The sequence below is a fragment of the Alsobacter sp. genome, from assembly GCF_059501845.1.
Genome location: NZ_JCACDK010000022.1, coordinates 114,788 through 139,322, shown reverse-complemented (window position 1 = coordinate 139,322; position 24,535 = coordinate 114,788). Strand labels below are relative to the sequence as shown.

Sequence of the window (24,535 nt, the reverse complement as noted above, 5' to 3'; positions counted from 1 at the left end):
TTTACTCAAGTTTTTCAATTACTTGTTTGCCCCTTTCATGGAAGTGCCGCCCGTTCGCCACACTGCTGCCTCGAAATGGACTGAGCGAATTCAGTGCGTTTGACATTGGCTGCTCACGATCATTAAAGTTACCAAAGTGTTACCTCATTGGGGCGAGGTGGATGCGCGTTCCTGTTCCAGCCTCCTGGCCAAAGCTCCGCTTCGACCTCACGGCAGGCCGACTGCTTGCCGGCCTCGTGGCGCTCAGCGCCGGCACGAACATCCTGTATCTCACCGGCTCCTTCTTCATGCTGGAGGTGTATGACCGCGTCATTCCCAGTCACAGCGTCCCCACGCTCGTCGCGCTGTGCGTGATCGCGGGCGTTCTCTATGTCTTCCAGGGCCTGTTCGACGTGCTGCGCGGCCGTGTGCTGCACCGGGTCGGCACAGGCCTCAACGCGCGGCTGGGCCCGGCGGTGTTCGATGCCGTGGCGAGGCTGCCGCTCAATCGCGAGCGCGGCGGCGACACCCTGTCCCCGCTTCGCGATCTCGACCAGGTGCGGGCCTTCGTGGCGTCGGGGGGCCCGGCCACCTTCTTCGACCTGCCCTGGATCCCGCTCTATCTCGTCATCTGCTTTGCCTTCCACCCCCTGATCGGGGTCACCGCCCTGGCGGGTGCGGTGGTGCTCTTCGGGCTGGCGCTTATGTCGGAACTCGGCGCACGCCGGCCCGCCAAGGCGGTGGCGGAGGAGGCCGGGGCCCGCTTCGCGCTCGTGGCGTCGGTGGCCCGCAATGCCGAGGCCACGCGCGCGCTCGGGATGAACGGTTTCCTGCGATCCGTGTTCGACGGCCGCAACGAGGCCTTCGGGCTGCGGCAGCAGGAGGCAGCGGACCTTGTTTCGACACTGGGCGGCATTTCGAAAGTGGTGCGCCTCGCCCTGCAGTCCGGTGTCCTCGCCATCGGGGCGCTCCTGGTCATCGAAGGCTCCGCGACGGCCGGCATCATCATCGCCTCGTCCATCGTCACCGCGCGCGCGCTGTCTCCCGTCGAGCAGGCGATCGCGCACTGGAAAGGCTTCGTCGCGGCACGCCAGGCGTGGGGGCGTCTCACGGATCTGCTGGCCTCGGCGCCGGAGGCCGAGCCGAAGATGCAGCTTCCCGCTCCCAAGGCCGTGCTAACCGTGACAGGCCTCACAGGCGCCCCGCCGGGATCGCCGATCGCCGTGGTCCAGGATGCCACCTTCACGCTGAAGGCCGGGCAGGCGCTGGGGGTGATCGGCCCCAGCGGATCCGGCAAGTCCTCTCTCGCCCGGCTGCTCGCGGGCGTCTGGAAGCCTGCGCGCGGAACCGTTCGCCTGGACGGCGCGGCGCTCGACCAGTGGGACCCCGACCAGCTCGGCCGCCACCTCGGCTACCTGCCGCAGGACGTCGAGCTGTTCTCGGGCTCGGTCGTGCGTAACATCGCCCGCTTCGACCCGCAGGGCCGGGCGGAGACCGCCCTTGCGGCGGCCAGGGCCGCCGGGGTGCACGAGATGATCCTGCGCCTGCCGGACGGGTACTCCACCGCCATCGGCGAAGGCGGAGCCCGCCTCTCCGCCGGCCAGCGCCAGCGCGTCGCGCTCGCCCGTGCGCTCTACGGGGATCCTTTCCTGGTTGTGCTCGACGAGCCGAATTCCAACCTCGATGCGGAGGGCGACGAGGCGCTCACCGCCGCGATCCTCGGCATCCGCGGCCGGGGTGGCATCGCCGTCGTCGTCGCGCACCGGCCGAGCGCCCTGGCCGGCTGCGACCTCGTCGCCGTGATGCGGGAGGGAAGGATCGTCGCGTTCGGCCCCAAGGACGAGGTGCTCAACGCCGTGCTGCGCGAGCCGCCCGCTCCGATGCGCCCCGCTGCCGTCGTCACCGGCATCGGCGCCGGCGCGCCGCGGGCGGCGAATGGCGGGGGAGCCTGATGAGCAAGTCCCGTTCTCTCCTGGGGCCACTCGCCGGCGCACTGGACGGCCGCCACCCTGCGGTGTCGCCGACGATCCGCCGGCATCTCATCATGGGCGGCGCCTCCCTGTTGCTGCTGTTCGGCGTTGCGGGTGGCTGGGCGGCCACGAGCGAGTTCGCCGGCGCGGTTATCGCGCCCGGCATCATCGTGGTCGAGAGCGCCGACAAGAAGGTCCAGCATCCCACGGGCGGCGTCGTAGGCGAGATCCTGGTCTCGGAAGGCGATGCCGTGCGGGCGGGAGACGTGATCCTGCGCCTCGACGGCACGGTGACGCGCGCCAACCTCGCCATCGTTTCCAACAGCCTCGACGAGACGATGGCACGGCTGGCCCGTCTCGAGGCCGAGCGCGACGGCGCCGACGAGATCATCTTCCCCGACGCCCTGACGCAGCGTGTGGGCTCGCCTTCCGTTCAGCGGCTGATGCAATCGGAGCAGAAGCTGTTCCGGCTGCGGCTGGAATCGCGTGTCGGGCAGAAGGGACAGCTTTCGCAGCGGGTCGCCCAGCTCCGCGACGAGATCGAAGGGCTGAACCGCCAGATCGAAGCAAAGGCAAGGGAGGTCGAGCTGATCTCCGGCGAACTCGACGGCGTGCGCAAGCTCTACCGCCAGAAGCTCGTGCCGCTGACGCGCGTCAACGCGCTGGAGCGCGAAACGGCCCGGCTGGAGGGCGAGCGCGGGCAGCTGATCGCGGCCACTGCGCAGGCCAAGGGCAAGATCGCCGAAACGGAGCTTCAGATCCTCAACGTCGACCAGGATCTGCGCTCGGACGTGGCGCAGGACATCCGGGAAGCCCAGGGCAAGATCGAGGAGCTGGTGCAGCGCAAGGTCACGGCGGAGGACCAACTCCGCCGCATCGAATTGCGGGCTCCGCAGGAAGGCACCGTCCACCAGCTGGCGGTCCACACGGTGGGAGGCGTCGTCGCCCCCGGTGAAACCGTGATGGTGATCGTGCCGGCCGCCGAACTGCTGGAGATCGAGGTGCGCATCGCGCCTCAGGACATTGACCATGTCCGCCAGGGCCAGGCGGCGATGCTGCGCCTGCTCGCCTTCGACCACAGGGCGACGAAGGAGGTCCCCGGCACTGTGCGACGCGTCTCGCCTGACCTCACCAACGAGGACCGGACCGGCAAGTCGTTCTACACCGCGCGGGTCGCGCTCACGCCCGAGGCAGTCGAGCAGCTGAAGGCTCTGCGGCTCGTGCCGGGCATGCCCGTCGAGGCGTACATCCAGACCCTGCCGCGAACGGTGCTCTCCTATCTCACGAGCCCGCTCGTCGACCAGGTTCGGCAGGCTTTCCGGCATTGAGCCGATGCGCTGGTGGAAGGGAGGCGGCGTGAAGATCCTCTTCGTCCATCAGAACTTTCCCGGCCAGTATGTCAGGCTGGCTCCGGCCCTGGCATCCAGGGGACACGAGGTGACCACCATCGGCGGACCGCGCTCCCGTCCGCTGCCCGGCATCCGGCATGAACGCTACAGGCTCCCGGCTGACACGCTCTCGGCGACCCATGGACTGGCGCGCGACTTCGAAGCCAAGATGGTGCGCGCCGAAGCGGTTGCTGGGCTGGCTCTCAAGCTCCGGCAGGCGGGCTACCGGCCCGATCTCGTGCTCGGCCATTCCGGTTGGGGCGAGACCGTCTTCCTCAAGGACGTCTGGCCCGACGCGAAGCTGGTCAGCCTCGTGGAATTCGTCTATGGCGCGAGCGGTGCAGACGTGGGCTTCGACCCAGAATTCTCGGGCAATGGGGCGGAGTCTGTCTCCCTGGTGCGCGGGCGAAATGCCGCCGTGCTCCTGGCCATGGATGCGTCGGACAGCATCGTTGCCCCCACAAAGTGGCAGGCGAGCCGAATTCCGCCGAATTATTCAGACCGGACCAGCGTGATCCATGACGGGATAGACACTACAGCGGTGCGGCCCGATCCCGCGGCCAGCATCTCACTCGCGCGCGACAGCGTCGTCTGCAGGGCGGGCGACGAGATCGTCACCTTCGTCGCCCGCAATCTGGAGCCATATCGCGGTTTTCACAGCTTCATGCGCGCGCTGCCCGAGATCCTGGAGGCCCGGCCCAAGGCACGCGCCGTCATCGTCGGCGGGGACGGCGTCAGCTACGGTCAGCCGCCGCCGCCGGGGCAGACGTGGAAAGCGATGATGCTCGCGGAGGTCGGCAGCAGCCTCGACATGTCGCGCGTGCACTTCGTCGGGCAGATCCCTTACGGCACCTATGTCCGGCTGCTGCAGGTCTCTGCCGCGCATGTCTACCTGACCTACCCCTTCGTGCTCTCCTGGTCGATGCTGGAGGCCATGGCCGCGGGGTGTCTCGTCATCGGCTCCGCCACCCCTCCCGTCCAGGAGGTCCTGCGGCACGGCGAGAACGGACTGCTGGTGGATTTCTTCTCGCCAGACGATATTGCCGGCCGGGTGATCGAGGTTCTCGAAACGCCCCGCCGATATGCGGACCTCCGCGACGCCGCGCGCGGGACCGCGAAGCGCTACGATTTCCGAGGAGCCTGCCTCCCCCGGCATCTCGACCTGCTCGACGGCTTGATGGCGGGTCGCGCGTCGGCGTCCGACGCGGCGTGAGAAGAAAAGATCACGCCGACGGGACGGCGTGGTGCTTCAGGAACCAGTCGTAGGTCGCCTCGATCCCCTGCCTCAGCCCGATGCGGGGGGACCAACCCATTTGGATGAGTCTTGAGATGTCCATCAGCTTGCGCGGGGTGCCGTCGGGCTTGCTCGTGTCGAAGCGCAGTTCTCCCCGGAAGCCGACGGCCGTGCACACCATCGATGCGAGTTCGCGGATGGTGAGGTCGTCGCCACACCCGACATTGACGTGTGTCTCGCCGGAGTAGTGCTTCAGCAGATGCACCACCGCGTCCGCGCAGTCGTCGACATGCAGGAATTCGCGGCGAACCTGGCCGGTGCCCCACACCTCCAGCGCGGCCGCGCCCGAAAGTTTCGCCTCGTGCGCCTTGCGGATGAGGGCGGGCAGCACATGGCTCGACTGCAGGTCGAAGTTGTCGCCCGGCCCATACAGGTTCGTCGGCATGGCGGAGATGAAGTCGAGACCGTGCTGGCGCCGGAACGCCTGGCAGAGCTTGATGCCGGCGATCTTGGCCACGGCATACCACTCGTTTGTCGGCTCCAGCGGGCCTGTGAGGAGGCTTTCCTCCTTCAGCGGCTGGGGCGCGAGCTTGGGGTAGATGCAGCTCGAGCCGAGGAAGACGAGCTTTCCGACGGGCTGCGCCGCCGCGGCGCCGATCACGTTCGTCTCGATCAGGAGGTTTTGATAGAGGAAGTCGGCCGGGTACCGGTCATTGGCGAGAATGCCGCCGACCTTCGCGGCAGCCAGCACCACGGCGTCGGGCCGGTTGGACTGCATCCAGCGCTCGACGGCATCCTGGCGCAGCAGGTCGAGTTCGTCCCGCGTGGCGACAAGCACGGTGCAGTCCTCGCGGGCAAGACGGCGCACCACCGCCGACCCGACCATGCCGCGATGGCCGGCAACGAAGATGCGCTTGCCCTTGATGTCGAACGCGCGTGCCTGCGCGCCCTCTTCGGCCGCCATGTCCGGTCAGTCCTTCTCGGGCCCCCGCCCGTCGTGCTTCACCCTTTCGAGGTCCTCGGCGACCATTTCACGCACGAGTTCCTCAAGCGTCGTCTCATGCCGCCAGCCGAGCCGCTGGTGCGCCTTCGACGGATCTCCGATCAGCAGGTCCACTTCCGTCGGACGGAAATAGCGCGGATCCACCTCCACCACACAGCGCCCGGTCCGCGCGTCATACCCCTTCTCGTCAACCCCGGCACCTTTCCAGACGATCTCAGTGCCGACCTCTGCGAATGAGCGCTCGACGAAGGAGCGGACCGTGTGTGTCTCGCCGGTCGCGAGAACATAGTCGTCCGCCTCGTCCTGCTGCACGATCATCCACATGCCGCGGACATAGTCGCGGGCGTGGCCCCAGTCGCGACGCGCGTCGAGGTTGCCGAGGAAGAGCTTTTCCTGCTTGCCCAGATGGATCGCCGCGACTGCACGGGTGATCTTGCGGGTCACGAAGGTTTCGCCGCGGATGGGGCTCTCGTGATTAAAGAGGATGCCGTTTGAGGCGTGCATGCCGTAGGCCTCGCGGTAGTTCACCGTGATCCAGTAGGCATAGAGCTTTGCCGCCGCGTAGGGACTGCGGGGGTAGAATGGCGTGCGCTCGCTTTGCGGCGTTTCCTGCACCTTGCCGTAGAGCTCGGACGTCGAGGCCTGGTAAAAGCGCGTCTTCCCGGTGAGCCCCAGGAGCCGGATCGCCTCCAGGACGCGAAGAGTGCCGATGCCGTCGGCGTTGGCGGTGTACTCGGCCGTCTCGAAACTGACCTGCACGTGCGACTGCGCCGCGAGATTGTAGATCTCGTCCGGCTGTACCTCCTGCACGATACGGATGAGGTTGGTCGCGTCCGTCATGTCGCCGTAGTGAAGGACGAAGCGCCGGTCCTCCTCGTGCGGATCCTGGTAGAGGTGCTCGATGCGGGACGTGTTGAACGACGAAGACCGTCGCTTGATGCCGTGGACGACGTAGCCTTTCGAGAGCAGGAGCTCGGAAAGATAGGCTCCATCCTGCCCGGTGACCCCGGTCAGAAGGGCGACTTTCCTGTGCGGCGGCCGATCAGTGATGTTCAAATGGGGTTCCCTTCACAAAGTTGGCCGCCTCAGGCGGGCTCGTAAGGTTGGCTCGGGACTTGAAGCCCCCCTGCTCCGGCCAGCGGCACCCGTACGGCCTCCCCCATAGGCTGCAAACCTGACGGATTGCAGCGAGCTAGGCAGCAATGATCGCGCGAGGTCAATGACAACAAGCTGCAATGGGCTCAAATTTGATGCTATTATTAATAGTAGACTGTCGCTCATCCTCGTTTAAACAGGTCCGGCGCGGGCTCGGCTGGTGGCGTCAGGAGTGGCGTCAGCCAACCAAAGGCAGCGCGAGGGAATAAAGGTGCCGGTGGCGACCGCAGTGCTGCATCGGGTCGATGTGCCTTGTTAGCGACCTACTGCGTCGATAACTTGCGTGCAGTTGACCAACGAGGTGCGCGGCGCTTGGCGACGGTGCGATAGATTTCAGGTGCCGATGATTGCCCGCCCGAACGACCTCCTGACCCTGCGGCGTCTCTGGCGCATTGCCGGAGTCCCCCGGTGGTCACTGCCCTCCGTGGTCGCTCTCAGCACGGTCTCCACCATCGCCGAAGGCATCGGCATCGGCCTCCTGATCCCCATCCTCGGCTCGTTCGGGCAGGGAAGCTCGGATTTCGAGGCCGACGACGAGATCCTGGGCAGGCTCGGCGCGCTCACTTCCGCCATCCCGGAAGACCGGCGCATCCTGGTTCTGTCGATGATCGTGTTCGCGCTGATCGCCGTGAAATCGATCCTGGTCTACTTCGACGGCCTCCTCTCCTCCTGGGTGACCGGCCTTGCTGCGCACCGCCTGCGTCTGGCCGTCGCGCACCAGCTTCTCACCGTCAGGTTCGACTACATCAACGAAAACGACGACGGGCGCTTCCTCAACACGCTGGAGAGCGACACGTGGGCGGTCACGTCGGCCATGTTCGCCGTTCTCGGCTTTGTCACGCGGATCTGCGTCATCCTCGTCTATGGGGCGTTGCTGCTCCTGCTGTCATGGAAGCTGACGCTGGCGTTCCTGGTCGGCTCCGTGTGCGTCTGGTTCGCGACGCGCCCCTTCGCGCGCTTCGCCTGGCGCGAAAGCCCCGGCTTGCTGCGCGCCGAGCAGATCATCTCCGAGAGGGCGTGTGACCTGCTCGATGCCATGCGCACGATCCGGGCCTTCGGGAAAGAAGAGGCCGAGCTCCAGCGTTTCGGGCGCGCTTCGGAGACGCTGCGGACAAAGAGCTTCAGCGTCGAGAGGCTGACCGGATTGACAGGGCCGGTCCTCGAACTCGTCTATGTCGCCCTTTTCCTTTTCATTCTCATCGTGGCCCAGTGGACCGGGATGCAGGGCGCCGCGCTCGTGACCTATCTGGTGGCGCTCTACAGGGTCCAGCCGCATGTCCGGGCGCTCGACGGGCTGCGGCTGGAACTGGCGAGCGTTTCGGCTCCGCTGCAAAACATCGACAAGCTGCTGGACCGCTCCGACAAGCCCTATGTCCCTGACGGCAGCCGCCGGTTCGAGCATTTGCGGGATAGTGTGACGTTCCGGGACGTCAATTTCGGCTATTCCCTCTCGCAGCCCGTCTGGCCCGTGCTGAAGGGGGTCTCCTTCGAGATCGCGGCAGGCAAGGTCACCGCCATCGTCGGCGGGTCGGGGGCAGGCAAGACCACACTCATCAACCTCCTGCTCCGGCTCTATGATCCAGATTCGGGCGAGATCCTGGTCGACGGCGTCCCCCTGTCCACCTTCGACATCGGCAGCTGGCGTTCACGCCTCGCCATCGCCGGACAGGACATCGAACTGCTGAACGGAACCGTCCGGGACAACATCGCCTACTCCCGGCCGGATGCGACCATCGAGGAGATCGTGGCGGCAGCCATCAAGGCGAGCGCCCACGATTTCATTGCGGCCATGCCGAAGGGCTACGACACGCGGGTCGGCGACGCCGGTGCCCTGTTGTCCGGCGGGCAGCGCCAACGTCTCGGCCTCGCCCGCGCGATCCTCGCCGAGCCCCGTCTGCTCATCCTGGACGAGGCCACGAACGCGCTGGACGCGATCACGGAAGATTCCGTTCTCACCGGCATCGAATCCTGGCGAGGCGACATGACGGTCGTCGTCGTAGCGCACCGTCTGAGCACGTTGCGTCAGGCCGACCACGTCGTCGTCCTGGAGGACGGAAAAGTGAGGGAAAGCGGTCCACCGCGGCAACTCATCGAACAGAAGGGCCTCTTTGCCCGCCTGCGCGACCTGCAGCTGATCGGAGACTAGCGTGCTGCCAGAGCCATACCGGACGCAGGGTGAAACCGCTGCCGTTCCGTTGAAACCATGGAGGCGATGAGGTCCGTGCCGAAGACCAATCTTGTCGACGCAGCCCGGAAAGTCGTGCGGCCCCGCCTGGAACGCTTCCTGGTGAGGAACGTACTGGGCCGGGAGTACAACCCTGCGCCCGGACGGGTCGATTGGGGCGATTTTCGCTCGCTGGAGCCGATCAGCCGCGACTACGGCTATGGCCGCGGACGTCCGGTGGACCGCTACTACATCGAGACGTTTCTCGAAGCGAACGCGCAGGTCATCCGCGGGACGGTCTTCGAGATCGGCGACAACACCTACACGATGCGGTTCGGCGGCGACCGGGTGGAGAAAAGCGTCGTCCTTCACGCGTCGGAATCCGCCCATTGGGCGACCTATATCGGCGATCTGACGGACGCGCCCGACATCCCGACCGCCTCACTGGACTGCGTGATCCTGACCCAGACCTTGCAGCTCATCTACGATCTGCGCGCGGCGCTGGCGACTGTCTATCGCACGCTGAAGCCCGGCGGGGTGTTGCTGGCCACCTTCCCCGGAATCACCCAGATCGCCGACGAAGACTGGAACGACACCTGGCACTGGGGCCTGACCCGGGCTTCTGCAGAGGCGCTGCTCAGGGAGACTTTCGGGCCCGAGGCCGAGATCAAGATCGAGCACTTCGGCAACGTGCTGACCTCGATCGCATTCCTGGAGGGCCTCGCTGAAGAAGAGCTGACACGCGAGGAACTCGCCTTTTCTGATCCCGAGTACCAGATGCTGCTCGCGGTGACCGCGCGCAAGCCGCTGGATGCACCGGCGGAGCGCGTCAAAGGCCGCTGGCAGTACGAAGGCCGGCCGCAATTCGCCTACGATGACGACCAGTCCTACCGGAAGGGCATCGAATTTCTCGACGGCCACGGCACCATCGAAGACTGGGGCTGCGGGACGGCCTACGCCAAGACATTTGTTGCGAAGAGCGCCTATGTCGGGCTCGACGGATCGGAGAGCGAGTTCGTCGACAAGGTCGTCGACCTGCAGGCGTATCGGTCCTCGCCCGACTGCATCTTCATGCGCCACGTGCTGGAGCATAACTACGGCTGGCGCGCCATTCTCGCGAACGCCGTCGCGTCCTTCCGGAAGAGGATGGTGCTCGTCCTTTTCACCCCATACGCGGACAAGCAGACAACCCTGACCCTGAACGACGGCATTCCCGACCTTTCCCTGCCGAGATCCGCCATCATCGAGGCGCTATCCGGATGCCTGATCACGGAGGAGAGCATCAAATCGGCAACGGAGTACGGGCAGGAGACGATCTTCTACATCAGGCGCGCGGATGAGACAGAAGCTGAAAGCCGGCATCCGTAGGCTCCTGCGCCGGGTACGCGGCGCCGACCAGCGGAAGATCCTGATGTACCATCGGATCGGCAGCGAAACGGTCGATCCGTGGGATCTCGTCGTGTCTCCCGCGCACTTCGAGGAACACGTCGCCTATCTCGCTCGGACCGGGCCCTGCGCGACGCTTTCGGCTGCCCTGGCGGCTTCGCCGGCTCAGCGGCAGCGCCTCTCGGTCGTGACCTTCGATGACGGCTACCTCGACAATTTGATGGTCGCTCTCCCGATCCTGGAGCGTCACGGCGTTCCCATGACGCTTTTCGTGGTGTCGGGCGCGGTGGGGAGCGCGAGTTGGTTCTGGTGGGACGCAGTGGAAGCTGCCCTTCTCGGCAAAACCGAACTGCCAGCATCGCTCAGATTGAGCCTCGACGGCGCCATTCGCGAATGGCAACTCGACGAGGCTGCGGTCCTCTCGCCGGCCGAGGCCAGGCGGTTGGCGACGTGGCGTGCGGACCAGGATCCCCCCGACACGCCGCGTGCGGTCTTGTTCCTCTCCGTCTACGAAACCTTGTTCGAGCTCAGCCCCGAAGCGCGGGATCTCGCTGTCGAGGAGCTCCTGTCCTGGGCCGGCCTTCCCCCCTCTGCCCCTGGTGACCGGCGCTGCGTGACGCGGACCGAACTGATGGAACTCGCCAACCATCCGCTCGTGGAGATCGGAGCACATACCGTTTCACATCCGGCGCTTTCACTTCTGAACGCCGAGCGTCAGGAGGCCGAAATCGCAGGCGGGAAGCAGGCGTTGGAGCAAATGCTGGACCGGCCGGTACGCACCCTCTCCTTCCCGCACGGCCGCTACGACGAGACGAGCGTCAGGCTGGCGAGCGAAGCCGGCTATTCATGCGCCTGCACGAGCGGCCCGGGGCCGGCCTTCGCTGCCTTCCGCAAGATGGCGCTTCCCCGCCTCCAGGTCTGCGACTGGCCCGCCGACCGCTTCCGGCAAGAGCTCGCGCTCACTTTTGGAACCTGAGCCATGCCAACGACACCTCACTCCGCTCCGGGCGGCGATGCCGTTCTGTCACCCCGCGTGACCGTGGTGATGATCTTCCTGAACGGCTTGCCTTACATGGACGAGGCCATCGAGAGCGTGCTGGCGCAGGAGTACCGGGACTGGGAACTCGTCCTCGTGGACGACGGGTCCACGGACGGCTCGTCGGAGCTGGCGAAGTCCTACGCGGATGCCCATCCCGCCCGGATCCGTTACGTCGAGCATGAAGGCCATGCCAATCTCGGCATGAGTGCGTCCCGGAACAGGGGCATCGCCGAGGCCAGGGGCGAGTTCGTCTGCTTTCTCGACGCCGACGATATCTGGCTGCCCCGTCGGCTGTCAGAGCACGTGGCTATGCTGGACGCCAACCCGGAGGTCGGCATGGTCTACGGGCCGACGCTCTACTGGTTCAGCTGGCATTCGAAACAGGACGTCGATCCGTTCTTCGCGGACCAGTCCGACGTCGCTGGAGACATGGTGTTGTCAACAGGCAGGGTTCACTCCCCTCCATCCGTGCTGACGGCTTTCCTGACGACCCGCGGTGGATCGCTCCCCGGAATCTGCAGCCTGCTGTGCCGCAAGGAAGTGTGCGTCTCGCTTGGGGGGTTCGAGAGCAGTTTCAGGGGCCTCTACGAAGACCAGGTTTTCCTCTCGAAAGTCTGCCTGAACGTCCCGGTCATGATCCACCCCCAGGTTCTCGACTACTACAGGCAACACCCCGACTCGCATTGCTACCAGGCCATCGGAAGGGGTGACTACGATCCCGACAAGCCGCATCCCGCTCGGGGGCGGTACCTGGACTGGCTGGAATCCTACCTCAAGTCACACCGTATCGATGATCCGGTGATCTGGTCTGCCCTGAAGAAGGAGCAGTTCCCCTACCGGCATCCCACGGCCTACGCGGTAGCCAACGCACCCGGCGAAGCCGTCGAGCGGGCAAGACGCTTCGTCGCCCGCCGCGTTCCCCGCGGTGTGCGGACGAAGATCAAGTCGCTTGTGCTCGGACGCCGTCCCGAGCGATGACCCCGGCCGCGGACGAGCAGGGTTCTTCCGACCGCGCCGCGATCATCGTGACTGCCGGCGCGGTCACGGACGCCCTGCGGGACACACTGGCCTCGTGCGACGAGCAGACACTGCCTCCCGCACGGGTAATCCTGGTCCTCACCGGGCCTGCAGGCAACGAAGATCAACCCGTCCCTCCCCGGCCTTCGCTCACGGTGCTCAGCCGCCCCGGCCTGTCCCGGTCGGCTGCGCGGAACGAGGGCCTCGCCGCGGTGAGCGAGCAGTTCCTGGTCTTTGTCGAAAGCGGAGATCGCCTGGCTCCTGAAGCGATCCGGGCCGGCCTGGCGGCCTTTTCGGCTCATTTGGGCGCCGTTCTCGTGTACGGGGCGCACCGGTATGTCGACCGGCTGGGACACCCGTCATCCTTCATCCGGTTCGCGCCTGCGCCGGAGGACGCCCACGCGGCGCTGCTCGGCACTGGCGACTTCATCGGATTGGCCGCTTCCGCGCTGTTTCGGCGTGACGCGCTGGCGCAGGCCGGCGGGTTTGATCCGGCTGCCGAGCCCATGGACGAATTCGACGCGTATTTGCGGCTTTCCCGTTCCGGTCCGTTCGCCTCCCACGACATGGTCACAGCCGAGCGAAGCCAGGCCGAACGCCGCGCCGAAGCGCAGCCGGCCGAGATGCTTTCGGCCCTCCGCAACGTGGTCGACCGAGACGAAAGGCGGTGCGGCTCGCCGAGCGAGCGTGAGGCTCACAAGGCTGCCCGCCGCCGCCTGTCCGAGCAATATGGTCCGCTGGTTCTCAAGCAATCGCTGGGGCTGTCGGACGGCGACGGTGGCGCCCGCCCTCCCCTCCCCGCCGAGACCGCCCGCGGCCTCGCGACGGCATTGCGGCTTGCTCCTCGCGGGAGTGCGCTGGCAGCGGCGGCAAAGGGCAGAAAAGTCGCCGCGAAGGCGCTGCAGCGGCCGTTCGGATCCGTGCTGGACTCCTGGACGCCCGCGAAAGGTCATGTGCGCTTCGGGGATTTCGGGCGCACTTCTCCGATCAACGACAATTTCGGCATAGGCCGCGGGTTGCCGGTGGATCGGCACTACATCGAGGACTTTCTAGACACCAACAGCGCCTCCATCCGAGGGCATGTCCTGGAGATCGGAGGCAACGCCTACACCGTCCGTTTCGGGGGCGAGGCGATTACGCGAAGCGACGTTCTCCACGTCGACTGCCGGAACTCCGCGGCGACCCTCTTCGGGGACATATCGCGACCGGGATCGCTGCCCGAAGCGGCGTTCGACTGCATCGTGCTCACGCAGACCCTGCATCTGATCGAGGACATGGCGAGCGCGCTGCGCCATCTCGCAGGCGCGTTGAAGCCCGGGGGCTCGCTTCTCGTGACCGTTCCCGGCGTGTCTGCGATCGACAGGCACGAATGGGGTGACGCCTGGCTCTGGTCGTTGAGTGCAAGGGCGCTCACCCTCTTGCTGTCGCACGCCTTCGGGGAGGCGTTCGTCGACGTCGTGTCCTACGGCAACGTCTATGCGGCCTGCGCCTTTCTCCACGGGCTCGCGACCGAGGAACTGGATCCGGGCAAGCTTGCGCAGGCCGATCCTTCGATCCCGGTCATCGTGGCTGGCCGGGCGTGGAGGGCTCCGGATCCCGACTGACCGGGCTCGCAGCGGTGCGCTTTCTGCATTCCGCGAAAATCACGACAGGGCGCGCCGGGTCAGCCGGTTGAAGCGCTGCCTGGTCGATCTCGCTCTCGAGCAGGCCATGCCAGGCCGCCAGGGCGGCGTAGTCGTTTCCCTCGCTCCAAATTCTCACGTCTGGGAAAACGGAAGCGAGAACGCTCCGGACAGCATCGATCGTCGACATGGATGAGGCGTGATCGCGGGGCTCAGATCGAACGAGTTGGAAGGACAAAAGAAGCCGCCCACCAGGCTCAAGCAGTTCCTCCGCTTGGCGGATGGGGACTCTGGCCTGCTCAACGGGCAGGCCCGCCGCCAGCAGGATGATTGTCTCGAGACTTGCCGGCGTCTGGCCCGCGGCGATGGTCTCGCTGCCGGGCATGAGAAGCGCCGGAATGCACACCGGCCTGCGGTTCAGACCTGCGGCCGGAGCCGTCCAGATTTCCAGGGCGCGATCGCCGGCCTGTTGACGCCACTTCGGCAGGACGCCCCGCAGATACAGCTGGGGGATCGTCAGTTCGGCGCCTAGCTCGAGCTGTTGCCTGTGCGCGACCTGCCTCTCCAAAGCCCTGGGATCCACGCGACGGCGTTGCGGGACGCGAACCTCCTTGTAGAGCAACTCGCCCAGCGGTCGTGGCAGCCGGCGGGCGGTACGGTCCCTGATCCTGTCTGCGACGGTCGCCACGACATCGGCGGGGTGTCGCGCGGCGATCGCGACCGCGCGGCGCAGGCCGGCACCGGTCACGCCGCCCGCAATGGCATCCCTCACCATCGGGCCGGCGTATATGCGCGTAAGAGCCGCAATTCCCGCTTCCGCCTGGGCGCGGGCGTTGGCCGATCCACCCGACCGTTCCGCTTCCCGCATCAGCACGCGGGAGGCGGTGGCCAGCATGCGTGCACGGTTCTTGGACATGTTGCCGCCGTGCCGGCGATACTCCGCCACCGTCTTCCCGTGCGCGGCCACGAGCCTCGTGCGGGACATGCGGAGATAGACGTCCAGGTCTTCGCACTCCCTGAGGGTCTCGTCGAACCCGCCTTCGGACTCCAGCGCACGCCGCTGGTACATCACCGCGCCATGCATCCCGACGACATTGCCGCGGGTCATGAATGTGAGGTGAGGATCCCGACCGGGAGCAGCGAAGATGTCGCCCGTTGCAGGCCGCAGCCCCTCGTCCACGAAACGGAAGGCGCCGTAGACGAAGCCGGCGTCCCCGTTATCATGATGGCACGCGAGACCAGCGGCAATCGCCGGCGGCAACAGGCGGTCGTCCGCGTCGAGAAACACGATGCCGTCGCCGCTGGCACGTGCGAGCCCGGCGTTTCTCGCCGCCGCAAGCCCGAGATTGTCTTGTCGAAGAAGAATGACGCCGGGGAATTCGCGAACCACCGCGGCAGGATCGTCCGAGGAACCATCGTCGACGACGATGATCTCGTCCGGCAGGACACTCTGATTGAAACAGCTCAGCAGCGCGTCCCAGAGATACGCGGCATGGTTATAGGTCGGGATAACGATGGTGATTGTCCGGACTGGACTCATTCGGATCCCGCACCCATAGACCAGTTCAGCGCCGGCTCGCGGCGCCAGACAGGTCTTGATCCGGCAACTCAGGCTGGACCTGACAATAACTCAATGGTCTGTTCGGCCTCATGTCAACGCCGGTGGTCTCGGTCGTCATTCCTGCACGCAACGCGGCCAGAACGCTCGGCCTGACGCTGGGCGATGCTTTGGCCCAGACGCTGCAAAGCATCGAGGTCATCGTCGTTGACGACGGCTCGAACGACGAGACGGCCGACATCGTCAGGGCCGCGGCGTTTCAGGACCAGCGGGTCTCGCTCATCCGGGGTCCGCATCGCGGACTGCCGGCAGCGCGGAATGCAGGTATCGCCGCGGCGCGTGGACGCTTCATCGCGCCTCTCGATGCTGACGATCTCTGGCATCCCACAAAACTCGAGCGGCAGGTCGCCGTTCTCGAAGAGGCGGGCGCATCGGCTGGCCTGGTCTATTGCGGGTTCCGCGACATCGACAAGCACGGGCGCGTGATCCGGACGCCGCCACCGTATTTCTACAATGGCAAGGTGCTCAACCGGCACCTTTACTACAACTTCGTCGGCAACGGGAGCAGCCCGCTCTTCCGCCGCGACATCCTCGACGTGGTCGGCCCCTACGACGAGAGCATGGTTCGCGGTTGCGAGGACTACGATTTCCAGCTGCGCATCGCGGCCGGCTTCCGCTTTGTCTACGTCCGCGACTACCTCGTCGGCTACCGGCGTGGGGATGGCGGGATGTCTGGCGATTACGAGCGCATGCTTGCCGAGGAACTGACCCTCGCGAAGAAGGTCGCCCGGTCCCGCCCGGAGGTTCAATCATTCACCGCCCGTCTGAAGGAGGCGGAGGTTCTGCTCGGCCTGTCCAGGAGGCGGCTGAAAGACGGCCAGGTGCGAGGCGGGCTGCGGGCCGCGGCTCATGCCGTCACCGGCTATCCTTCCGCGACTGCCACGGCGATGGTTCGCATGTTCACCGGGCCGGCGGAGCTTATGATCCGCCTCGCGCGTCCGGACCCTACGGTGGGCCGGTACTTCCACGATGTCGACCCCACCGAGTACACGAGGCGGCGCTTCCATTCGCGCTCGCTCCTGATGTCCGTCATCGGCGATCGGTGACCAGACCACCAGGTCACGACGCGGCCCTCGTCTTGCCCGCAAGCGCGCCACGATAGACGTCGATCACGGCCCTGCACTGCGCCGTCGCCGTGTAGCGCGCGTGAATTTTCCTCGCGGCCTCCGCCCCGATCTTCTCGCGATCAGTGCTCCGGAGCGCCCTGATGATCCCGGCGGAGAGAGCTTCGGGATCGTCGGGGGGGACAAGGAAGCCGCTCACCCCATCTTCGATCGCCTCGGCAATTCCGCCGACCCGGGTGGCAACGACCACACGCCCCATGGCCATCGCCTCGAGCGCAACCATGCTGAGCGATTCATGATGGATCGAGCTGGAAACAACGACGTCCATCGCCTTCATCCAGCGGTAGACGTCGTTGCGGTGACCGACAAAATGAACCTGCCGGGCTATGCCGAGCGCCTGGGCAGTGGTTTCGATTTCGCTGCGGAACTTGGCCGAGTGCGGCGAAGGGGTTCCGCCTACCACCCAGATTTGCGCGTCCGGCATCTGCGAGAGGATCGAGACGGCGGATTGCAGCAGTACGTGGTGCCCCTTCCTTCGCTCCAGGACGCCGAACACACCGACGTGCGGCCCTTGGCCAGTGATTTCCGGCGGCGCCGCTTCACCGGCCGGTGGAAGCTGCGAGAGGTCGACACCGTTTGGGATCACCTGCGCCCGCGACCCATCCGCACCTGCGACCCGCAGCAACTCGTTCCCGACCGACGACACGCACACGATGCGGGTGGCGAGCGCGGATGCCTGCCTCAGCGCTCTCGAGTACAGCGACTTGGCGGGCAGCCCCTCGTGAATGTGCAGCACGAGCGGGATGTCGAGGTGCCGGACGGCGTCGCGGCAGTAGAGCGCGCTCAACGGGTGGTGGGCATGGATGAGGTCGATCTGCCTCGACTTGCAGATGCCCAGGATCTCCTTCTGCACCGTCCGCAGTTCGAGCAGGTATCGGACGAGGAGCAAGGGGTTCGACGTGACCCTGAGATGGGCGGCCGAGATCATGGCCGTGCCGAGCCCCGCCCGCCTGGCGAGATCCTGAACTTCGCCCGGCGGCGAAACGACTACGGGTTCCGCTCCGAAACGCCGAGAGCACTCGGCGATGGTCAGAAGCACCCGCTCCGCTCCGCCGAGATAGCCGACGCGCGCAACGTGAAGGACGCGGCCATGGAACAGTGGCTCACGGATGTCGCGCTGCTCGGGGTCAACTTTTCCTAAGGTCGTGAATGGGCTCGTCACATCGATGACTTGTCGCTGCCGCGGTACGAAACGTGGATCTTCTCGTTGCACAATCGGCACTCAATTCTGCCAACGCAAGCAGCAACGACCCAAGCCGAATGCCTGAAGTTCAGCTAGCTTAATACTGCTTAAGTCGCGCGCTCAAGGCAAGCAAGGCGCGTGATTCGTTTCCCACTGATTTTGAACGCTCACCTTCTTGTGGCCAGCGCGGTCAGGCGCCCCGCGAGCTTAATGGCGCGTTCGATGGCGTTCTTTTCGCCGCGTGACCTGTCGAGCAGATCGTAGCGCAGCTCTCTCGCGAGGAAGCGGATGTCGCTGGAGAATAGATAATGGTCGAGGTTTTTTCGCGTGCGCTCCTCGATGCGATCCTCGAGTTCAACGCCGTCCTCTTCCCCGACAAGATAGTCAGCCGCGTGCAGGAACAGCCGTCGCATGCGCCAGTCCGACTCCATGTCGTGCATCAACCGGGATGGCAGGCTGGTCCCGAGCAGGCGATGGGACAGCAGCAGGCCCGGGCCAACCACGCGCGTCACGCCCAGGCGCCTGGCAGCCTCGTAAAGTTCCTCCGCGTCAACCCAACCCATTCGGAGAGCGGCACCTATGTCGGCCAGCCATTTGAGCCGCATCCAACCGTGCTCGGCGCCATGCACGCAGAGATAGAGCAGCTCGAGCTCGCGAGGGAGTACGCTGACCTTGCGCCCACCCATGAGCATCGTGTCTCGCTCGCGGATTGCACTGCGCGGGAAAAGAAACGGGTTCTGGAACAGCCTCCAGTGAAGCTCGATGACGACGTCGCGTGCGGGGTGCACGAAGACGAAGTCCTTGTGAACGAGAACGTGTCGGGCCAGCAGCCGTTGTTCCACATCCTGCGCGGGCTCAATGCGTCTGTAGCCGTCGGATTCGAGCTGGTGCGAGGCAGCATCGATGCTCTCGGCGGAGATGAGCAGATCGACGTCCACGCTTTGCCGTATCCCGAGCCGGCCATAGATGCGCAGGGCGAGTTCGGCCCCTTTCAGAACGGCGACCGGCACGCCTCCCTCTTCGAGTATTCCGGTGAGCCGGAGCGTCTCGTTGAGGAGCATCAGCTCCGTCAGCGTATCGTTACGCGCAGCAAGGGCCAGCTCTCGCTGAAAAGTCTCCGGGATGCTGGCGTGCGACGGGCTGAGCGTGGCATTCACCAGTCCGGCCACCCTGTGCTGCCGCACGAGCGCAAGAAACCGCCGCCAATCGATCGGTGATGACAAAAGCTGGCCGATGCGATCCGGGTCTTCCGGTTGGGCGGGCCAGCGAACACAGCGCGTGAGTAGCTCGAACTCGCGGGTGCGGAACAGTGTGCTGCCCGCCTCACGGCAGTCCGTCCAATCCGTGTGCCGACCTCTGCCGCTCGTCATCTTCAGCCTGAAAGGGAGAGCCGCTCTCTCCCCACGTCACATTCTCAGTCGCCGCCGTTTACGCGGCATCCGTGTTAGCGGGTCGCCCATGAGAGGCAAACACCGGGTGGGTCTATACCCGGCAGAACCTCCGCTGTGCGCGCTTGCGCACACCCGAGTCATGGCAGGGAACCGTTCTCCTCATTCACGGGAACCTTTCAATGCACAAAAACTTGACGCCAATAAAGCTTGAACGGGTGGTTCCGAGTTTGATGGGTGACTGCTTGTTTCAAGTGCATTCAGGTACGACGCAACCGCTCATTGTGCAAAATTTGTGGGTCCGAAACATGCCGAGAGCGAGGACTGCCTACCATCCAGACAACATGCGATCATGGTTAATGCATCCCTATGAAGGTGAGCTTAAATAATGCCATGATGCAATGAAGTCGAGCACGGCAAGGTCCTAAATTTTGTGCGAGTGTTGTAAATCCTCAACAACAATTCGATGACACAGATCTGCGGGCAAACCTGCCGGTTCGCCCTGTTCTTGCCACAGATTTTGGTGCATCATTCTGACTGCATGAAGCTTGAACGAAACTCCACGCTCACTTGTTTTAAAATTTAACATTGAGACGTTATGGACGGTTGTGCTAGTGGGTGCAGAGATTCGGAAAGGACATATGGATGAGGCAGACCGAATCCACTGAATGGGCCCCGCCGCAGACCGCGGTCGACATGTCTCTTGCGGTGACGCGGGACGACTGGGCCCGGGTGGACAGGCCGGTGGGCGGGCGGGCGAAGCGCGCTTCCGATCTGGCATTCGCATTCACCTGCATCGTTCTGCTCCTTCCCCTGATTGCCACGATCGCGCTGCTGATCTGGCTGCAGGATCGGGGGCCGGTGTTCTATTCCCAGAAGCGCCTGGGATACCGGGGGCGAATGTTCTCCTGCTACAAGTTCCGGTCGATGGTCCCGAACGCCAACCAGGTGCTCTCCGACCTTCTCGAGCGTGACGCGGCCGCACGGCTGGAATGGGAGCAGACGCGCAAACTCAAGCGCGATCCGCGGTGCACGACCCTGGGACGCATTCTCCGCAAGACGAGCCTCGACGAGCTCCCGCAGCTGATCAACATCCTGCGCGGCGACATGAGCCTGATCGGCCCGCGTCCGATCGTGCAGGCTGAGCGGTCCTACTACGGCCGCATCATCCACCTGTACGAGGCCGCCCGCCCGGGACTGACCGGCCTCTGGCAGGTGAGCGGCCGGAACGACACAAGCTACACCGAGCGTGTCGAGTTGGACGGCCGCTACGTCTCCAACTGGTCATGGCGTCTCGACGCCTCGATCTTCATCCGGACGTTCGCCATCCTGATGTCCGGCCGGGGCAGCTATTGACGACCGTCCGCCGGACCTGCCCCTTTTCCTTCCTGATCGCGGGCCCGTTCTCGAGCCCGCGGCGACTGGGTTGACTGAAGCACTGACCAAGCTCTGGCACATCAATGGCGATTTCCTGTCGCTGAAGCCGACTGGCGTTGCGCGCTACGGCCATGAGGTCGCCCAGGCGCTTGATGCGCTCGTGGCCGAAGGACACCCGCTGACGCAAAGTGTGCGGTTCGAGGTGATCTCGCCGGTTCAGCCTGCAGCCGGATTCTTCCGGTCGATCCCGGTGCGGGTCGTGCCGCCCCTGCCCGTCCACATCCCGCAATTCTGGGTTCAGGTTCAGCTCCCCTGGGCGGCGGCGGACCGGCTCCTCAGTTTCGGCAACCTCGGCCCTGTGGCTGCCAGACGCCAGATCCTGTGCGTCCACGACCTCCATTCGATCACCATGCCGGAAAGCTTCAGCCGCGGCTTCCGCTACGCTCATTCGCTCCTGACGCCTCTCTTGGGGAAGCGCGCGCGCCTCATGACTGTCTCGGAGTTCTCGAAGGCCGAGATCGTGCGCCTCGGCTTCAGCCGGCCGGAGAACATCACGGTCACCTACAATGGCAGCGAGCACGCGCTCCGCTGGAACCCCGCCCTCTCCCATTCGCTTCCGGAGCTTCCCAAGCCCTTCGTTCTCGGAATCGGGCGGGACCTGCCCTACAAGAACACTGGACTTATGGTCGGAATGGCCGAAGCACTCGACGCGCTGGGCCTCGATCTCGTGCTGGCCGGGTCGTTCGACGTCAGCCGCTACGACGGCTGGCAGGCTGGCAACATCCGGGTCGTCGGCCGGGTCAGCGACGACGATCTGGCGTCGCTGCTCGACAGAGCCCTGTGTTTCCTCTTCCCCTCGCGGATGGAAGGCTTCGGCCTGCCGATGGCCGAGGCGATGGCGCGCGGCTGCCCCGTTCTCGCGTCTCGGGCCGGGAGCCTTGCCGAGATTGGACGAACCGGCGCGATCCTCCTCGACCCCGACGATCGGGATGCGTGGGTCGATGCGACGGCGTCACTTCTGCACGACCCTGCTGCACGGCAGGCGCTGGCCGCCGCGGGCCGCAGGCGGGCAGAAGACTTCTCGTGGCGCCGGATCGCCGTCCAGTATCTGGAAGCCATGGCGGATATCGACGGACATCGCCCGGCCTGAAGCCGACCGGGGCTCGCGACGGCTGCCGGGTGGTTGGCGGGCTGGCCGGGAGACGCGCCCGGCCAGCGCGCTTAGTCGCCGTCCTTGAAATACTTCTCGAACTCGGGCGCGCCGTAGTACTGGTACGGCTTGTCGTGACCCCATTTGGGGTCCACGTCGTTCAGCACTACGCCCGCGATTTTACGCAGCGGAAACTTGCGCAAAGTCTGGACGACCGCTTCTCGCGGCGTCATCTGCCACTTCACCACGAAAATGATGCGGGTGAAAAACTGCGAGAGAACGATCGCATCGGTAACGGCGCCGGCCGGCGGCGTATCGACGATCACCACGTCGTAGCGATTCGCGAGACCTTCCAGCAGGACGCGAATCATGTTCGACGCGATCAGCCCGGACGGGTTGCCGACCGGCGTGCCGGCGGGCAGGACGTCGACGGAGAGTTCCTGAAGCGAGGAGATCGCCTGACCGACCGGAGATCTGCCCATCAGGATATCCGTCAGGCCCGCCTGCCCGGTCAGGTGCAATGTGCCCGTGATCGAGGGCCGGCGCAGGTCGGCATCGATGAGGAGCACCCGGCTGCGATTTTCAGCGGCCGCGATGGCGAGCGCCAGGGCAACGCTCGACTTGCCCTCCTGAGGGAAAGCTGACGACACGGCATAGATCTGCCTGCCCGGCTCTGCTCCCCCGGTCCGCATGAAGGCCCAGATGGACCGGACTGATTCGGCATACCGCGACAGGGGCCGTTCGATCAGGCGAAGCGCCACCGGTTCACCGGCGGTGGTTGCCCTCTGTCGCATGATGGTGGCGAGGACGGGGAAGCCGGTGACGTCCTCGACCTGCTTCGTCGTGGAAAATCCCGACGCCATGAATTCCAGCGCCGCGCTGATACCGACGCCGACAACGAGGCCGAGCATGGCACCGAGAGCCATGGTGAGCTTCTTGCGCGGCCAGCTGGGCGCCCCGATCGGGATTGCCTCGGTGATCACGCGAACATCTTCAACGGGCAGCTTGGCCTGTTCCTGCGAGCGCATGGCTCGGGTCAGGAAGTCCTCGTAGATCGCCTTGTTGGCCGCAGCCGTGCGCTCGAGTTCGTTGAGCTGCACCCCCACGACGCCGTTGGACCCCGACTGCGTTGTCAGGTTCTTGAGGCTGGCAGTCAGCGCGTCTTCTCGCGCTTTCGAAATCTCGTAGTCGCTGCGGATGGTTGCCAGGGTCCGCCGGACCTCGGCTCCCATGGCTGCGCGCAGCTTGCCGCGTTCTGCGCGAACGGACATGACCTGAGGATGCTGCGGACCGTAACGCGCGGCGAGGTCTGCCTCCTTTCTCGCGAGTTCGGAGTCCTGCTGCTTGAGGTTCTGAATGACCGGTGAGCGCATCACCTCCGGCACCGCCTCGACGTTGCCCAAGTTCGAGCTCGCTTGCGTCGCCTGCTCCAGCCGGACTCGCTTCTCGGCCGTGTCGGTCTGTGCCGCGACAAGCCGGGAGTTGATGTCGGCGAGCTGCTGGTCGGTCACCGTCTGGGTGTCGCGGCTCAGGGTGAGCTCGTTCTGGTTCCGGAAATTCGCGACGGCATCCTCGGATGCGGTCAACTGAGAGCGCAACTCGTTCAAGCGCCCCTTCAGCCAATCTGCATCCCGAGACGCACGCTCGTATCGCTGTTCGGAGCGCTCTTTCGAGTAGCCGTAGCTGATCGCGTTGGCGAGTTGCGAGGCCTTGTCTGGAGTTGATGCAGTCACTTGAACGGTGATGACGTAGGCCGTCCCCGACCGCGCAGTGGTCAGCATACCCTGAAGGCTGTTCGCGGCTGTCACCGCCGGATCGTTCGCGTCTGCGTCAGCCGTGTCGTCCGCCTGGGAAGAGGAGAACAAGCCCGCTATCCAACCCATCAGACGTGCGGTAAGCGGCGGCGCATCGACCGGAGGATTGAGCTCCGGGTCGTTCTCGAGCTTGTTGCGCACCACTACGCGCTTTAGAAACTCAATTGAATTGAGAACCTCGATCTGCGTCTCGACTGCCGCAGTCTCGGCAAACTCGGACCCCGTCTGCCCGGCCTTGGTGATCTGGTCCGAGAGCTCATCGCTGTTGCGGTCGAGCAGCACGGTCGCTGTCGACGAAAAGAGCGGTGTCGCGCGCATCACATAGACGAGGGCGCACGCAATGCCGATCGCCATGCAGATGCCGACGATCCACCACCGCCGGCGAACGACGTCCGCGATCTGACGCAGCTCGATCTCGGCGATCTGCGAAGAGCCGCCGCCGATCTCGCTCGTCGTCATTGCCGGCAGTTGATCGCCAATGTTCATTCGCATGTCGATCCCGAACCTCGCTCCTGGATACGCTCGACCCGTTTTGCGGGTTGCGCCCCGAGCAGCCGGGGCACTCTATCCTGTCCTTGAAATCGGTTCCTATTATGGTGCTTGCTGCGCCGCAGCATAATCATTGCGTGCAGGCGTTCAATGTTCCCGCCAGCCGGGCCATCTGATGGCGGCAACAATGTTCAGGTTCCATCTTTACTCAACATGGTTAACAAGATCGTTGCCACACGACCGCCACCTCCGTAGGCAATCGTCGCGTTGAAACGCATGAATCAGGCCAGAATCGGCCCTGTCCGGCCAAGCTTCAGTGAAATGAATGGATAGGGGTTTTAATCCAATGTGAGGTGTTGCTCTGTTGCGACGGATGGTGCCCGTCGCCTCGGCTATGGTGAGTTCGCAGGTGCGTACGAAAGGGAGTGCCTTGGC

General features: G+C 65.1%; 17 protein-coding genes. 11 read left to right on the top strand and 6 right to left on the bottom strand.

What is annotated here, in order from left to right:
* Positions 1-161: 161 nt before the first annotated feature.
* Genes AC5JCN_RS27010 through AC5JCN_RS27000 form a run of 3 tightly spaced genes read left to right on the top strand, consistent with a single transcriptional unit; the run spans position 162 to position 4,550 of the window.
* Positions 162-1,931, top strand: coding sequence for a type I secretion system permease/ATPase (locus AC5JCN_RS27010; protein ID WP_495758246.1), 1,770 nt, complete (start codon positions 162-164; stop codon positions 1,929-1,931).
* Positions 1,931-3,277 (top strand): HlyD family type I secretion periplasmic adaptor subunit, encoded by a 1,347-nt coding sequence (locus AC5JCN_RS27005; RefSeq protein WP_495758245.1) that lies wholly within the window; start codon positions 1,931-1,933, stop codon positions 3,275-3,277. Before AC5JCN_RS27010 ends, AC5JCN_RS27005 begins: the two co-directional genes overlap by 1 nt.
* Positions 3,278-3,305: 28 nt before the next feature.
* Positions 3,306-4,550, top strand: coding sequence for a glycosyltransferase family 4 protein (locus AC5JCN_RS27000; RefSeq protein WP_495758244.1), 1,245 nt, complete (start codon positions 3,306-3,308; stop codon positions 4,548-4,550).
* 10 nt (positions 4,551-4,560) lie between these two features.
* Here AC5JCN_RS27000 and fcl read toward each other — a convergent pair whose 3' ends face one another.
* Both fcl and gmd read right to left on the bottom strand, forming a co-directional pair.
* The gene (gene fcl, locus AC5JCN_RS26995; RefSeq protein WP_495758243.1) at positions 4,561-5,535 is read right to left on the bottom strand and encodes a GDP-L-fucose synthase; all 975 of its coding nucleotides are present in this window, start codon (positions 5,533-5,535) and stop codon (positions 4,561-4,563) included.
* Between the two features lie 6 nt (positions 5,536-5,541).
* On the bottom strand, positions 5,542-6,624 hold the full coding sequence (gene gmd, locus AC5JCN_RS26990) for a GDP-mannose 4,6-dehydratase (protein WP_495758285.1): 1,083 nt from the start codon (positions 6,622-6,624) through the stop codon (positions 5,542-5,544).
* A gap of 448 nt (positions 6,625-7,072) precedes the next feature.
* Between gmd and AC5JCN_RS26985 the strand changes: the two genes are divergently transcribed.
* From AC5JCN_RS26985 to AC5JCN_RS26965, 5 genes are all read left to right on the top strand, one after another.
* The gene (locus AC5JCN_RS26985; RefSeq protein WP_495758284.1) at positions 7,073-8,875 is read left to right on the top strand and encodes an ABC transporter ATP-binding protein; all 1,803 of its coding nucleotides are present in this window, start codon (positions 7,073-7,075) and stop codon (positions 8,873-8,875) included.
* Between the two features lie 75 nt (positions 8,876-8,950).
* Positions 8,951-10,261, top strand: a complete 1,311-nt coding sequence (locus tag AC5JCN_RS26980) for a methyltransferase domain-containing protein (protein ID WP_495758242.1) — start codon at positions 8,951-8,953, stop codon at positions 10,259-10,261.
* Between the two features lie 43 nt (positions 10,262-10,304).
* Positions 10,305-11,255 carry a polysaccharide deacetylase family protein gene (locus AC5JCN_RS26975; protein WP_495758241.1) on the top strand — a complete coding sequence of 317 codons (951 nt, stop codon included), beginning with the start codon at positions 10,305-10,307 and terminating at the stop codon, positions 11,253-11,255.
* Between the two features lie 3 nt (positions 11,256-11,258).
* Positions 11,259-12,296, top strand: a complete 1,038-nt coding sequence (locus tag AC5JCN_RS26970; RefSeq protein ID WP_495758240.1) for a glycosyltransferase — start codon at positions 11,259-11,261, stop codon at positions 12,294-12,296.
* Positions 12,293-13,939: a methyltransferase domain-containing protein gene (locus AC5JCN_RS26965; RefSeq protein ID WP_495758239.1), complete on the top strand. Its 1,647-nt coding sequence runs from the start codon at positions 12,293-12,295 to the stop codon at positions 13,937-13,939. Before AC5JCN_RS26970 ends, AC5JCN_RS26965 begins: the two co-directional genes overlap by 4 nt.
* Here AC5JCN_RS26965 and AC5JCN_RS26960 read toward each other — a convergent pair.
* On the bottom strand, positions 13,896-15,497 hold the full coding sequence (locus AC5JCN_RS26960) for a glycosyltransferase family A protein (protein WP_495758238.1): 1,602 nt from the start codon (positions 15,495-15,497) through the stop codon (positions 13,896-13,898). The two genes, AC5JCN_RS26965 and AC5JCN_RS26960, sit on opposite strands and share 44 nt — an antisense overlap.
* A gap of 110 nt (positions 15,498-15,607) precedes the next feature.
* Here AC5JCN_RS26960 and AC5JCN_RS26955 point away from each other — a divergent pair, with 110 nt between their 5' ends.
* A complete protein-coding gene (locus tag AC5JCN_RS26955) occupies positions 15,608-16,621 on the top strand; it encodes a glycosyltransferase family 2 protein (protein WP_495758237.1) in 1,014 nt (337 codons plus the stop codon).
* Between the two features lie 13 nt (positions 16,622-16,634).
* Here the strand turns inward: AC5JCN_RS26955 and AC5JCN_RS26950 are convergent, their stop codons facing one another.
* Entirely contained in the window at positions 16,635-17,738 is a 1,104-nt protein-coding gene (locus AC5JCN_RS26950; protein WP_495758236.1) for a glycosyltransferase family 4 protein, read from the bottom strand.
* A 311-nt stretch (positions 17,739-18,049) separates the two neighbouring features.
* On the bottom strand, positions 18,050-19,252 hold the full coding sequence (locus tag AC5JCN_RS26945; RefSeq protein ID WP_495758235.1) for a nucleotidyltransferase domain-containing protein: 1,203 nt from the start codon (positions 19,250-19,252) through the stop codon (positions 18,050-18,052).
* A gap of 663 nt (positions 19,253-19,915) precedes the next feature.
* Here AC5JCN_RS26945 and AC5JCN_RS26940 point away from each other — a divergent pair.
* On the top strand, positions 19,916-20,626 hold the full coding sequence (locus AC5JCN_RS26940) for a sugar transferase (protein ID WP_495758234.1): 711 nt from the start codon (positions 19,916-19,918) through the stop codon (positions 20,624-20,626).
* A gap of 70 nt (positions 20,627-20,696) precedes the next feature.
* A complete protein-coding gene (locus AC5JCN_RS26935; protein ID WP_495758233.1) occupies positions 20,697-21,797 on the top strand; it encodes a glycosyltransferase family 4 protein in 1,101 nt (366 codons plus the stop codon).
* A gap of 71 nt (positions 21,798-21,868) precedes the next feature.
* On the opposite strand, the gene AC5JCN_RS26930 is transcribed toward AC5JCN_RS26935, so the two are convergent.
* The gene (locus tag AC5JCN_RS26930) at positions 21,869-24,097 is read right to left on the bottom strand and encodes a GumC family protein (protein WP_495758232.1); all 2,229 of its coding nucleotides are present in this window, start codon (positions 24,095-24,097) and stop codon (positions 21,869-21,871) included.
* Positions 24,098-24,535: the final 438 nt, after the last annotated feature.

Coding starts and splice junctions, on each gene's coding strand:
- AC5JCN_RS27010 (WP_495758246.1), top strand. CDS start 162: ATGCGCGTTCCTGTTCCAGCCTCCTGGCCAAAGCTCCGCTTCGACCTC.
- AC5JCN_RS27005 (WP_495758245.1), top strand. CDS start 1,931: ATGAGCAAGTCCCGTTCTCTCCTGGGGCCACTCGCCGGCGCACTGGAC.
- fcl (WP_495758243.1), bottom strand. CDS start 5,535: ATGGCGGCCGAAGAGGGCGCGCAGGCACGCGCGTTCGACATCAAGGGC.
- AC5JCN_RS26985 (WP_495758284.1), top strand. CDS start 7,073: ATGATTGCCCGCCCGAACGACCTCCTGACCCTGCGGCGTCTCTGGCGC.
- AC5JCN_RS26975 (WP_495758241.1), top strand. CDS start 10,305: ATGTACCATCGGATCGGCAGCGAAACGGTCGATCCGTGGGATCTCGTC.
- AC5JCN_RS26970 (WP_495758240.1), top strand. CDS start 11,259: ATGCCAACGACACCTCACTCCGCTCCGGGCGGCGATGCCGTTCTGTCA.
- AC5JCN_RS26965 (WP_495758239.1), top strand. CDS start 12,293: ATGACCCCGGCCGCGGACGAGCAGGGTTCTTCCGACCGCGCCGCGATC.
- AC5JCN_RS26960 (WP_495758238.1), bottom strand. CDS start 15,497: ATGAGTCCAGTCCGGACAATCACCATCGTTATCCCGACCTATAACCAT.
- AC5JCN_RS26955 (WP_495758237.1), top strand. CDS start 15,608: ATGTCAACGCCGGTGGTCTCGGTCGTCATTCCTGCACGCAACGCGGCC.
- AC5JCN_RS26945 (WP_495758235.1), bottom strand. CDS start 19,252: ATGACGAGCGGCAGAGGTCGGCACACGGATTGGACGGACTGCCGTGAG.
- AC5JCN_RS26940 (WP_495758234.1), top strand. CDS start 19,916: ATGAGGCAGACCGAATCCACTGAATGGGCCCCGCCGCAGACCGCGGTC.
- AC5JCN_RS26930 (WP_495758232.1), bottom strand. CDS start 24,097: ATGAACATTGGCGATCAACTGCCGGCAATGACGACGAGCGAGATCGGC.